The organism is Thioalkalivibrio sp. ALgr1, assembly GCF_000378285.1.
Taxonomy (GTDB): domain Bacteria; phylum Pseudomonadota; class Gammaproteobacteria; order Ectothiorhodospirales; family Ectothiorhodospiraceae; genus Thioalkalivibrio.
In genome coordinates this window covers 314,983-327,225 of sequence record NZ_KB905134.1, presented here as the reverse complement: position 1 = coordinate 327,225, position 12,243 = coordinate 314,983, and the positions used below count along the sequence as shown (strand labels likewise).

At 65.1% G+C, this 12,243-nt stretch carries 8 protein-coding genes, 1 tRNA gene and 1 other RNA gene; all 10 read left to right on the top strand.

Annotation, left to right across the window (positions count from 1 at the left end):
- Nucleotides 1-4: 4 nt before the first annotated feature.
- A tRNA-Val gene (locus tag F466_RS0109235) sits at nucleotides 5-81 on the top strand.
- A 136-nt stretch (nucleotides 82-217) separates the two neighbouring features.
- Nucleotides 218-1,780: a phospholipase D family protein gene (locus F466_RS0109230; RefSeq protein WP_018993957.1), complete on the top strand. Its 1,563-nt coding sequence runs from the start codon at nucleotides 218-220 to the stop codon at nucleotides 1,778-1,780.
- 37 nt (nucleotides 1,781-1,817) lie between these two features.
- Complete coding sequence (locus F466_RS0109225) at nucleotides 1,818-2,288, top strand: SgcJ/EcaC family oxidoreductase (protein WP_018993956.1); 471 nt, start codon at nucleotides 1,818-1,820, stop codon at nucleotides 2,286-2,288.
- Between the two features lie 23 nt (nucleotides 2,289-2,311).
- Entirely contained in the window at nucleotides 2,312-2,869 is a 558-nt protein-coding gene (locus tag F466_RS0109220; RefSeq protein WP_018139211.1) for an RDD family protein, read from the top strand.
- Between the two features lie 136 nt (nucleotides 2,870-3,005).
- Nucleotides 3,006-4,010: a class I fructose-bisphosphate aldolase gene (locus F466_RS0109215; protein ID WP_018139212.1), complete on the top strand. Its 1,005-nt coding sequence runs from the start codon at nucleotides 3,006-3,008 to the stop codon at nucleotides 4,008-4,010.
- A gap of 475 nt (nucleotides 4,011-4,485) precedes the next feature.
- Nucleotides 4,486-6,219, top strand: coding sequence for a thiosulfohydrolase SoxB (gene soxB, locus F466_RS0109210; protein WP_018993955.1), 1,734 nt, complete (start codon nucleotides 4,486-4,488; stop codon nucleotides 6,217-6,219).
- Between the two features lie 96 nt (nucleotides 6,220-6,315).
- A complete protein-coding gene (rlmM, locus tag F466_RS0109205; RefSeq protein WP_018993954.1) occupies nucleotides 6,316-7,410 on the top strand; it encodes a 23S rRNA (cytidine(2498)-2'-O)-methyltransferase RlmM in 1,095 nt (364 codons plus the stop codon).
- A gap of 18 nt (nucleotides 7,411-7,428) precedes the next feature.
- Nucleotides 7,429-7,788, top strand: a transfer-messenger RNA (tmRNA) gene (ssrA, locus tag F466_RS13470).
- Nucleotides 7,789-7,842: 54 nt separating this feature from the next.
- The gene (locus F466_RS0109200; protein WP_018139215.1) at nucleotides 7,843-8,262 is read left to right on the top strand and encodes a secondary thiamine-phosphate synthase enzyme YjbQ; all 420 of its coding nucleotides are present in this window, start codon (nucleotides 7,843-7,845) and stop codon (nucleotides 8,260-8,262) included.
- Between the two features lie 86 nt (nucleotides 8,263-8,348).
- Complete coding sequence (purL, locus tag F466_RS0109195) at nucleotides 8,349-12,224, top strand: phosphoribosylformylglycinamidine synthase (RefSeq protein ID WP_018993953.1); 3,876 nt, start codon at nucleotides 8,349-8,351, stop codon at nucleotides 12,222-12,224.
- Nucleotides 12,225-12,243: the final 19 nt, after the last annotated feature.

The window sequence follows — 12,243 nt, the reverse complement described above, 5'->3', positions numbered from 1 at the left end:
CGACAGGCGCGTAGCTCAGTTGGTTAGAGCACCACCTTGACATGGTGGGGGTCGTTGGTTCGAGTCCAATCGCGCCTACCAGTATTTTGAGAAAGCGAGCCAGGGTTTCCCGGCTCGCTTTTTTGTTTTGGGGATACGGACCATGGAAAGGTTCGCAGGGTGGGTACATGCTTGCGTTATGGGTGCTTCGTTGGGGGCGGGTGTCGGACATCTGCGAATGAACGCGCGTACGTTGCTTCAGCCGCTGGTCGCGGCGTTGCTGCTGGCGTTTCTGGCGGCGTGTACCCCGATGCAGCCGGCGTCGGACCGGGTGGACCGTACCCCGCAGGCGCCAGCGGTACAGGGCGAGCTGGCCACCTGGCTGGATACGCTGCCGGCGGTCGAGGAAGGGCAGACGGGGTTCCGGCTGCTGGATACCGGGGCGGAGGCCTTTCAGTGGCGGGTGCAGAGTGCGCGCAAGGCGCAGGAACGCATCCATATCCAGTACTACATCTGGCGCGATGACGTGGCCGGTCGCACGCTGCTCGGGGAGCTGCTGGATGCGGCGGACCGGGGCGTGGCGGTGTCGCTGTTGCTGGACGACATGGATTTGCGCGGCAGTGATGACCTGCTGGCCGCGGTCAATCAGCATCCCAATATCGAGGTTCGCGTGTTCAACCCGTTTCGTACGCGCCGGGGTGCGGTGCGTGCGGGGGTGGAGTTTGTTTTTCGTGGCAGCGACCTGAATCGCCGTATGCATAACAAGGTCTGGGTGGTCGACGGGCACCTGGCGATCATCGGCGGGCGCAACATCGGCGACGAGTATTTCGAGGTCAGCCCGTATTACAACTTCACGGATCTGGATCTGGTGATGGTCGGCCCGCTGGCGACGGAGGTCGATCATTCGTTCGTGGAGTACTGGAACAGCCGCGCGGCGATCGATCTGCGGCGGATGCGTCGGGTGGAGCAGGACCCGGAGAAGCTCGCGCGCCACCGGGAGAAGCTCGACGCCTGGCTGGCCGAGCACCAGGAACATCCGCTGCTGACACTGGAGCCACTGAATGGTGTGCCTCTCGCCGAGCCGATTGATGATGCCGGGGCTTACACCTGGACGGACCAGGCCAAGCTGGTCGTGGATGACGTTGGCAAGGCCAAGGGCTACGAGCATATCCGGGACGGGGTCGCCGAGGCGGTGGCACGGCGACTGGATGCGGTCGAGCACGAGTTGTTGATGATATCGCCGTATTTTGTGCCGCGGCGGGATGGCACGGCGCAGCTGATCGCGATGCGTGAGCGGGGGGTGCGGGTGAGTGTGCTGACAAACTCCCTGGCGGCGAACGACGTGGCCTTTACCCACAGCGGCTACTCGCGCCGCCGTCCCGCATTGCTGGAGGCCGGGGTGGAGCTGCACGAGTTGCGCCCGACTGCGCTGCCGCCACGCGCAGCCGCGGATCGCGAGATGGGGATTGGCTCCTCGCATGCGAGCCTGCATACCAAGGCGCTGATCATCGATCGCGAGGAGGGATTCGTCGGCTCGTTCAATCTGGACCCGCGCTCGCGCTATACCAACACCGAACTGGGCGTGTTCCTGCGCGAGCCGGAGATCGTCCAGGAGCTGCTGGAGCTGTACGAACACAGCACCCGGCCGGAGCTGGCGTATCAGGTTCGGTTGGACGACGAGGGCTGGCCGATCTGGACGGACGACGAGGGCACGCTCTACCGCACGGATCCGAAGGCGGGTATCTGGCGGCGCTTCTTGTCCGGGATTACGCGACTGGCGCCAGTGGAGCCGCTCCTGTAAACAGGGGCCTGTCTTGCCGTTCACTATAGGAGTTGTCATGTCCAGAAAAGCACTCTCGCTTCTCGCCCTGCCGTTGGCCGCGCTGATCTCCACCGCCGGCGCCGATGAAGGCGAAATCCAGCGCATTCTGGAGGCCAAGGAGGCGGCCTGGGAGGCCGGTGATGGCGAGGCCTGGGCGCGGGACTATCAGGAAGACGCGGGGCTCGTGAACCTGTTCGGTACGCGCTTTGATGATCGTGCGACGAATGCCAAGCGGCATACCGAGGTCCTGCAAGGGCCGTTTGCCGGTACGTCGTTAAGCGTGGATGTCCAGGATATTTCGATGCTGAGCGAAGACACGGCGTTTGCCGAGGCTGTGCTGCGGGTATCGGATATCCAATCCATGCCGGCCGGGCTGCCGGATCGCGGCGATGGCGTGCTGTACACCCGTATGAGCTTTCTGCTCGAGCGGGATGATCACCACGGCTGGCAGATCCGGTTCGGGCATAACACGGTCGTGCATCCGTAGGGCTGTAGTGTCAGGGGGGTTACATGGAATGTAAGGCATGCGGGCGGGACAACCCGCCCGAGGCGCGCTACTGCAATGGCTGCGGAGCGGATCTGGTCGAGGTGGCCGCAGCGTCGCCGGCGCACGCCGGGCCGCCGGAGGATCGCGCCGCCTTTGGCGGGTTCTGGCGGCGTGTGCTGGCCACCCTGGTCGACATGGTGGTGATCGGGGTGCCGCAGATCGTGGCGCAGATGGTGATCAGCCCGGAGACGATGGCGCCCAAGGGGCCGGAACCCGAGCTGATGGCGGCCGATATTGCCTGGATGCTGATCAACATCCTGGTGGCCTGGCTGTACTGGGCGGGGATGCACAGCTCCCGCTACCAGGCGACGGTCGGCAAGATGGCGGTGGGGCTGCGTGTGGTCGACTATCACGGCGAGCGCATTACCTTCATGCGCGCGACAGGACGCTATCTCGCGGAGATCCTTTCGGGCCTGCTGTTCGGCATCGGCTACCTGATGGTGGCGTTTACCCGCCGCCGCCAGGGGCTGCACGACCTGATCGCCGAGACGTTCGTCGTGCGCAAGGAGTGGCTGAACTAGGCCACCGCTGCGGTTGTAACGGCAGCGACGGTTTGTGAACCGCTCCCGGGCGTTGGGAGTCCGTATGGAAGAACCCCGAGTGGGGAACTAGTCTCCAACGGAAATCCATACGGGTACCCCCGCCCAAGGAGCAGAGATGAAAATCGACACACTGATCGAGACGGCCGAGGCTATGGTGGCCCCCGGCAAGGGCATTATTGCCATCGACGAATCCACCAGCACGATTGCCAAGCGATTCGAAGCGGTGGGCGTGGAGAACACCGAGGAGAATCGCCGAACCTACCGCGAGCTCCTGCTCACCACACCGAAGCTGAACGAATACATCTCCGGCGCCATCCTCTACGACGAGACCCTTCGCCAGTCCACGCGCGACGGCAAGCCGTTTGTGGATGTGATGCGCGAGGCGGGCATCCTGCCCGGCATCAAGGTGGATACGGGCGCCAAGGACCTGGCGGGGTTCCCCGGCGAGAAGGTTACCGAGGGCCTGGACGGGCTGCGCGAGCGCCTGCAGGAATACGCGCGGATGGGTGCGAAGTTCGCCAAGTGGCGCGCCGTGATCACTATCGGCGAGACCATGCCCACCGATACCTGCATCGAGGCCAATGCGCATGCGCTGGCCCGGTATGCGGCGCTTTGCCAGGAGCAGGGGCTGGTGCCGATCGTGGAGCCCGAGGTGCTGATGGACGGCGATCACGACATCGAGACCTGCTATGGCGTCACAGAGGCGACGCAGCGGGCGGTGTTCAGCGCGCTGTACGAGCATCACGTGTTGCTGGAAGGCACGATCCTGAAGGCCAGCATGGTGATCCCCGGCAAGGACTGCCCGGAGCAGGTGGGTGTGGACGATGTCGCCCACGCAACGCTTCGCTGCCTTGCCTCCGCGGTGCCCGCAATCCTCCCCGGTATTGTGTTCCTGTCGGGCGGGCAGAGCGACGCGGATGCAACTGCGCACCTGGATGCAATGAATCGCATTGGGGGCACGCCCTGGCCGCTCTCGTTCTCCTACGGCCGCGGCATGCAGCAGGCCGCGATGAAGCTGTGGGGCGAGGACATGCAGGCGAATTTCGAGAGCGCGCAGAAGACGGTATACGAGCGTGCCCGCGACAATGGCCTGGCCGCGGAGGGCAAGTACGCGGCCTAGGGCGTGCGGGTCACGATGGGCGGGTGCAACCTGGAACCTGCGGCATAGTTGATCTGAATCAATTCCCGCCGGGTTCCAGGTTCATAGACTGTAGCTGCCGGGCATGGGTCGGTCGGCGAGGGCACAAGGATCAGCGCTGTCGGCGCCGTGCCCCCGTATCGATTCCTCCGGCGGTGTATGTCGCGTCTTGGCCTGTTACCCCTAGGGTGACAGGCCTTTTTTGTGACCTGCGTTGTGGCTCTGGCAGGCTCCCGGAGCATTTTTTTGTCAGCGCAGATCGGATTGGAATGGGTTCGATTTTTATACGATCCCGCGCGAACTCGCGGTAACTCCGGTAGGCTGCGCACCCGATGACGACCAGGCCGATGGAACAAAATTGGCCAAAGCACGTCCGGAATAACCGGGAAGAGGACCGGAACAGGTCCAGCTAGAAATTGCGGTTTATCCAATTCAAACCACCAATAGGAGCCAGTCAATGAATCTGACTCGGAGAGAATTCCTGCAGGCCATGGCCGTGGCGAGCGCCGCCGGCTTCTCGATGAATGCCTGGGCCGGCGAGAAGGGATCGTGGAAGCCCCTGAGCAGCGAGATGTACGACATCCCGAAATTCGGCAATGTCTCGTTCATGCACTACACCGACTGCCACGCGCAGCTGAAGCCGATCTACTTCCGCGAGCCGAACGTGAACATTGGCGTGGGCGACATGAAGGGCAAGCCGCCGGTGCTGGTGGGCAACGAGCTGCTCGAGTGGTTCGGTATCAAGCCCGGTACGCCGATGGCGCATGCCATCACCCATCTCGACTACGTCGACGCGGCGGAGAAGTACGGCCGTATGGGCGGTTTCTCGCACCTTTCCACGCTGGTCAAGAAGTTGCGCGCTGACCGGCCGAACTCGTTGATGCTGGACGGTGGCGATACCTGGCATGGTTCTGCGGTGTCCCTGTGGGACGACGGTCAGGACATGGTCGATGCCCAGAAGCTGCTGGGTGTGGACATCATGGTCGGCCACTGGGAGTTCACCTTCGGGGACGACCGCGTGATGGAGATCGTCGAGAACGACTTCAAGCCGAACGGCATCGACTTCCTGGCGCAGAACATCGAGGACCGCGACTGGGGCGACCCGGTGTTCGAGCCCTACACCATCCGCGAAATGAACGGCGTGCCGGTGGCGGTGATTGGTCAGGCCTTCCCGTACACCTCGGTGGCTAACCCGAGCTACATGTTCCCGGACTGGAGCTTCGGCATCCGCGACGAGCACATGCAGCGCATGATCAACGAGTGCCGCGAAAAGGGCGCGAAGGTGGTCGCGATCCTGTCGCACAACGGCATGGTCACGGACATGGAAATGGCCCGTAACCTGGAAGGCGTGGACGTGATCATGGGTGGTCATACCCACGACCCGATCCCCGGTGCGGTCGAGATCGAAAATGCCGGTGGCGACATCACGCTGGTGACCAACGCGGGCTCGAACGGCAAGTTCCTGGGTCTGCTCGATCTGGATGTCGGCGAGAGCGGCGTGCGCGACTACAAGTTCCACATGCTGCCGGTGTTCTCCAACCTGCTGGATGCCGATCCGGAGATGGAAGAGCACGTGAAGAAGGTTCACGAGCCTTACCAGGACAAGCTGAACGAAGAGCTCGCGGTGACCGACGGTGTGCTGTACCGCCGTGGCAACTTCAACGGCACCTTCGACGAGGTGATCCTGGATGCACTGCGCGAGAAGCTGGATGCCGAAGTCGCACTTTCCCCGGGCTTCCGCTGGGGTGTCAGCGTGCTGCCGGGTCAGCCGATCACCTTCGAGGAGGTGATGAGCCAGACCGTGACCACGTACTCCGAGGTCCAGCGTAACGAGATGACCGGCGAACAGCTGAAGAACACGCTGGAGGATGTGGCCAACTCGATCTTTAACCAGAACCCGTACCATCATCGCGGTGGCGACATGGTCCGGACCGGCGGGATCAAGTACACGATTGATCCGCACGAGTCGATGGGTTCGCGTATCAGCGACCTGGAGATCAATGGCGAACCGATCGACATGGACAAGAACTATGTCGTGGCCGGCTGGGCGAACGTGCACGAGCCGCTGGATTCCGAGCCGGTCTGGGAACTGGTCGCGGACTATCTGCGCGAGAAGGGTACGGTCGAGGTCAGCAAGCCCTATCTGCCGAAGCTGAAGAACGTCGAAGGCGATCCGGGCCTGGAGATCTAATCCCGACCGTGGATTGGTGACCCGGATGTTCGGTCCGGTTACCCTCGAAGCCGCCTCACCCCTCTCGGGTGTGGCGGCTTTTTTCATGGAGGAGACATGGTGGCGATCGAGGCGACGGCGTCCGAACTGCTGTTTTACTGCCGCCCGGGTTTCGAGCCCGACCTGATTGCCGAGCTGACGGAGCGGGCGGCGGAGGCGGGTATGGCCGCCTATCCGCGTGCGAAGCCCGATACCGGATTTGTACGCTTTGTCCCGGCGGATGGCGATCTTGTGGGGCTGGCCGCGGCACTGCCGCTGGATGAATTGATTTTTGCCCGGCAGCGGCTGGTGGCGCTGCACCCACTGGAACGGCTGAGCCGAGAGGATCGAGTGACGCCGATCCTGGATCAGCTGCAGTTGACGGGGATCTGTTTCGACTCGCTGTGGCACGAGTGCCCGGACACCAACGACGGCCAGTCACTGGTTCGGCTGGCGCGCGCCCTGGATCGACCCTTGCAGGCCGTGTTGCGCAAGCGCGGCCTGCTGGTCCCGGATGCGGCCGGGTTGCGGGCGCACCTGTTCTGGTCCGCTGGCGACCGGGTACAGATTGCATTCTCCCGGCCGGGAGAACGCAGCGACTGGCCGGAGGGCAAGCCGCGCCTGCGGGCGGCATCCGATGCGCCCAGCCGCTCCGCGCTGAAGCTGGAAGAGGCCTGGCACACATTTATCCCGGCGGAGCAGTGGCCGGAGCGACTGGCCGAGGGCATGCAGGCCGTGGATCTGGGGGCCGCTCCGGGCGGCTGGACCTGGCAGCTGGTGCGGCGCGGGATGCATGTGCATGCCGTGGACAACGGACCGATGGACGAGCGGCTGATGGCGACCACCCAGGTGGAGCATCACCGCGAGGATGCCTTTGTCTGGGAGCCGCCGAATCCGGTGATCTGGCTGGTCTGCGATATCGTGGACAAGCCGGCACGTGTTGCGGCCCGCATGGGGGACTGGCTGGAAAGACAGTGGTGCCGCGAGGCGATCTTCAACCTGAAACTGCCGATGAAGAAACGCTGGCAGACCGTGCGGGACTGTCTGGAACACCTGGATGAACGGCTGAGCGACGCGGGGCTGGCTTATGAGGTCCGGGCACGACAGTTGTATCACGATCGGGAGGAGGTCACCGTGCATATTCGTCTGGTCGGGGAACCCTTGGCGCGGTAGACTGTCTGTGTACTGTAAGGGGGCGACTTGGATTCGACGCGGGTCGCGAAACCTGAGGTGCATGCCGAGGATGTGGTGAGCCTCGTAAAAATCACTGCAAAAAAATAGTTGCCAACGACGACAACTACGCACTCGCCGCTTAAAACCGGTAGATGCCGTCCGACTGGAGCCGTGCTTGTGCGTCCAGTATCGGGCGTCGACTCTCACAAGCTCGTGGTGAAGCGCGCCCGGCGTGGATCCATTAAAACTAAACCGGGATCGCCAGTTGTTTTCCCTGCCTGTCGGGTAGCGGCTGGTTAAACTCAAAGACAGAATAAGCATGTAGAGCCGAAGGCGGAGGGCCTGCGGACGCGGGTTCGATTCCCGCCGCCTCCACCAAATTAGCAAGTCCAATCAAGCGCCTTCGGGCGCTTTTTTGTTGGGGAGCCGGGTATGGCCGTGCATCAGGACAGCTTTCGCGTACGCACCGAGGGGCGGGGCACGATCAACATCACGCGCCAGATCGACGAGATCGTGGCCGCCAGCGGGATCACTACCGGTACCTGCCATGTCTTTCAGCACCACACCAGTGCCTCGTTGTTGGTGACCGAAAACGCCGATCCCGATGTCCGTCATGACCTGGAGACCCTGATCGCGCGCATGGCCCCGGACGGCGATCCCGCTTACCGGCATGACATGGAAGGCGACGACGACATGGCCGCCCATGCCCGCGCGATGCTGACCCACAATGACCTGACCGTCCCGGTCGGGATGGGCCGGCTGGTCCTGGGTACCTGGCAGGGCCTGTTTCTGTGGGAGCACCGCTACGCCGCCCACACGCGCACGCTGACCGTAACGGTCCATGGAGAGTGATCCAGTAGGCGGGCGGCGGTCCCGGCCCGGCGCCGGGTCCGGTACAATGCGCAGCCTTTGTCATCTCCGGGTATCGAGGAAGCGCAATGCGGTTTGTGGAAGGGGGTATCGCCGTCTCGCCATTTCGGCTGCGGGCACTGGAAGCCGGCCTGCGGGCGAGTGTCCCTGACGCGGGTCCGCTCGCGGCGCGGTTTGTGTATTTCATCGAGCCCCGGCGCCGCCTGACGGCGGAAGAAGACGCGATCCTGGACCGCCTGTTGTCCGAGGGCGAGGCCTGGCGCGCGCCGGACTTCGAGATCCAGCGCGAACTGGTGGTCATCCCGCGTTTCGGCACGATCAGCCCGTGGTCGTCCAAGGCCTCCGAGATCGCACACCATGCCGGCCTCGAGGAGGCCGTCGTGCGGATCGAGCGCGGCATCCACTGGCAGATCGGCGGGCAGGGGGCCAAAGGCGCGGCCCTCGAGGCGCTCGGCGATGTCCTGCACGACCGGATGACCGAGACCGTGATCGAGGATCCGGCGGAGGCCGCGCGGCTGTTCCAGACCGAGACGCCGCGCTCGCTGGGCCGTGTAGAGCTGGGCGATGACCCGCGCCGGGCGCTGGAAGCCGCCAATGTCGATCTGGGGTTGGCGCTCTCGCCGGACGAGATCGAATATCTCGCGGATGGGTACGCGGCGCTCGGGCGCGCGCCCACCGACGCCGAACTGATGATGTTCGCCCAGGCGAACTCCGAACACTGCCGCCACAAGATCTTCAACGCCGCCTGGATCCTGGATGGCGAGGCGGACGAACGCACGCTGTTCGGGATGATCCGCAGTACCCACCAGAAACATCCGGAGCGTGTGCTGTCGGCCTACAGCGACAATGCCTCGGTGATCGCCGGGCATGCGGGCATCCGCCTGATGCCGGATGCGATCACTGGCGAGTATCAGCGCGAATCGCTGGATCTGCCGATCCTGATGAAGGTGGAAACCCACAACCACCCGACCGCGATCTCGCCGTTCCCGGGTGCCGCCACAGGCTCGGGCGGCGAGATCCGCGACGAGGGGGCCACCGGACAGGGCTCCAAGCCCAAGGCGGGGCTGACCGGCTTTACCGTCTCCAATCTCCAGATCCCGGAGTTGCCGCAGCCGTGGGAGCATGATTTTGGCCGGCCGCAACGGATCGAGAGCGCGCGCCAGATCATGCTGGACGGCCCGATCGGCGCCGCTGCGTTCAACAACGAATTCGGCCGCCCGGCGCTGGCGGGATACTTCCGCACCTTCGAGATGGCCCTGCCGCGCCCGGACGGGAGCGAGGCCCTGTACGGCTACCACAAGCCGATCATGCTGGCCGGCGGCCTGGGATCGATCCGCGGCGAACATGTGCACAAGCAGGATGTACCCCCGGGTACGCCGATCGTGGTGCTGGGCGGCCCGGCGATGCTGATCGGCCTGGGTGGCGGGGCGGCGTCGTCAATGGCCAGCGGCGCCAGCGCCGAGCAGCTTGATTTCGCCTCGGTGCAGCGGGGCAATCCGGAGATGGAGCGGCGCTGCCAGGAGGTGATCGATCGCTGCACCGCGCTGGGGGTGCAGAACCCGATCCGTTCGATCCATGACGTGGGTGCGGGTGGACTGTCCAACGCCATTCCCGAGATCCTCGACGATGCCGGCCGGGGCGGCGTGATCGAGATGCGGGAGGTCCCGACCGCCGAGCCGGGCCTGTCGCCGATGGAGCTGTGGTGCAACGAGGCGCAGGAACGCTACGTGCTGGCCGTGGACGACGGCCGTCTGGAGACCTTCCGTATGCTGGCCGAGCGCGAGCGGGCGCCGTTCGCGGTCGTCGGTCGCGCCACCGAGGAAGGCCACCTGAAGGTCGAGGACCGGCTGTTCCACGAGCCGCCCGTGGACATGCCGATGGGCATGCTGCTCGGCAAGACGCCGCGCATGACGCGCGAGGACCGTCGCACGGCACCGCCGGCTACCGACTTTGACGCGGTCGCTTGCCCGCTGGATGAGGCGGTCCGCCGCGTGCTGCAGGTACCTGCGGTAGCGGCCAAGCACTTCCTGATCACGATCGGTGATCGCAGCGTGGGCGGGCTGGTCGCGCGCGACCAGATGGTGGGCCCGTGGCAGGTGCCGGTGGCCGACTGCGCGGTCACGCTGACCGACTTCGAGGGCTATACCGGCGAGGCGATGGCCATGGGCGAGCGCACGCCGCTGGCGATCCTCTCCGGCCCCGCCTCGGGGCGCATGGCCATTGGCGAGGTCGTGACCAATATGGCCGCCGCCGATATCGACAGTACCGAGATGATTCGGCTGTCGGCCAACTGGATGGCCGCCGCCGGTGTCTCCGGCGAGGACGCCAACCTGTTCGATACCGTGCGCGCGGTGGCCGAGGATGTCTGCCCGGGCCTGGGCATTTCCATCCCGGTGGGCAAGGATTCGCTGTCGATGCGTACGGTCTGGGAGACCGCCGATGGCGAGGCGCGGGACATGTATTCGCCGGTCTCGCTGATCGTCTCGGGCTTTGCCCCGGTCGCCGACGTCCGGCGCAGCGTGACGCCCGAGCTGAATCCGGGTGCGGACTCGACCCTGTGGCTCATTGACCTGGGCGAGGGGAATACGCGCATGGGCGGCTCGGCGCTGGCCCAGGCCTGGGGGCATATCGGGAGTGAGGCACCGGATCTGGTCGATGTGGGGCGTCTGCGCGGCTTCTTTGACGTGATCACGGGGCTGCGCCGCAAGGATCTGCTGGCCGCGTACCACGATCGGTCCGATGGCGGCCTGTTCACGACGCTTGCGGAGATGGCCTTCGCCGGTCGTTGCGGGCTGGAGGTCACGGTGCCCGACGATCACCGTGCACAGGAGTGGTTGTTCAACGAGGAACTGGGCGCGGTCGTGCAGCTGGCCCCGGGGGCCGAGGCGGCGCTGCGTGACGGGCTGAACGCCGTGGGCCTGGGCGCGCACCTGCACCGGGTCGCGACCGTGCGCGCGGATGACCGCGTGCTCGTGCGCCAGGGACCGAAGGATTTGCTGGAGACGACGCGGGCGCAGTTGCAGGGCGAGTGGCAGGCAACCTCGGCCGCGATGCAGCGGCTGCGCGACGATCCGGAGTGTGCCGAAGAGGAGTTCTCGCGTGTCGACAACGATGGCGGCCTGACCGCGCGCCTCGGGTTCGACCCGGCGGAGGATATCGCCGCACCCATGATCGCGACCGGTGAGCGGCCACGCGTGGCGATCCTGCGCGAGCAGGGGGTGAACGGCCAGCTGGAGATGGCGGCGGCATTCGAGCGTGCGGGCTTTCAGCCGGTGGATGTCCACATGACGGACCTGCTCTCGGGACGGAGGACGCTGGACGAGATGCAGGGCCTCGCTGTCTGTGGAGGATTTTCCTACGGGGATGTGCTCGGCGCCGGGGGCGGCTGGGCCCAGACCATCCTGAACCACGCGGCGTTGCGCGATCAGTTTCAGGCCTTCTTCGACCGCGCCGACAGCTTTACGCTCGGGGTCTGCAATGGCTGCCAGATGCTGTCCCATCTGGCCCCGCTGATTCCCGGAGCGGATCACTGGCCGCGCTTTGTGCGTAATCGCTCGGAGCAGTTCGAGGCCCGGTTGTCACTGGTTCGGGTGGAGCCGGGCCCCTCGGTCCTGCTGGACGGTATGGGTGGATCCCTGCTGCCCGTGGTGGTCTCGCACGGGGAGGGCCGCGTGCAGTATCGGGACGAGGTCCCGGTGCACGACCAGGCGGCGCTGCGCTACGTGGAGGCGGACGACACGCCGGCCACCCACTACCCGGCGAACCCCAATGGCTCCCCGGGCGGCGCCACCGGTTTCACTTCGCAGGACGGCCGTGCCACGATCATGATGCCGCACCCGGAACGGGTGTTCCGGACCGTGCAGCACAGCTGGCACCCACAGGACTGGGGTGAAGACGGCCCCTGGATGCGGTTGTTCCGTAACGCGCGTGTGTTCGTGGCCTGATCGTCTATAAGCGTCTGTA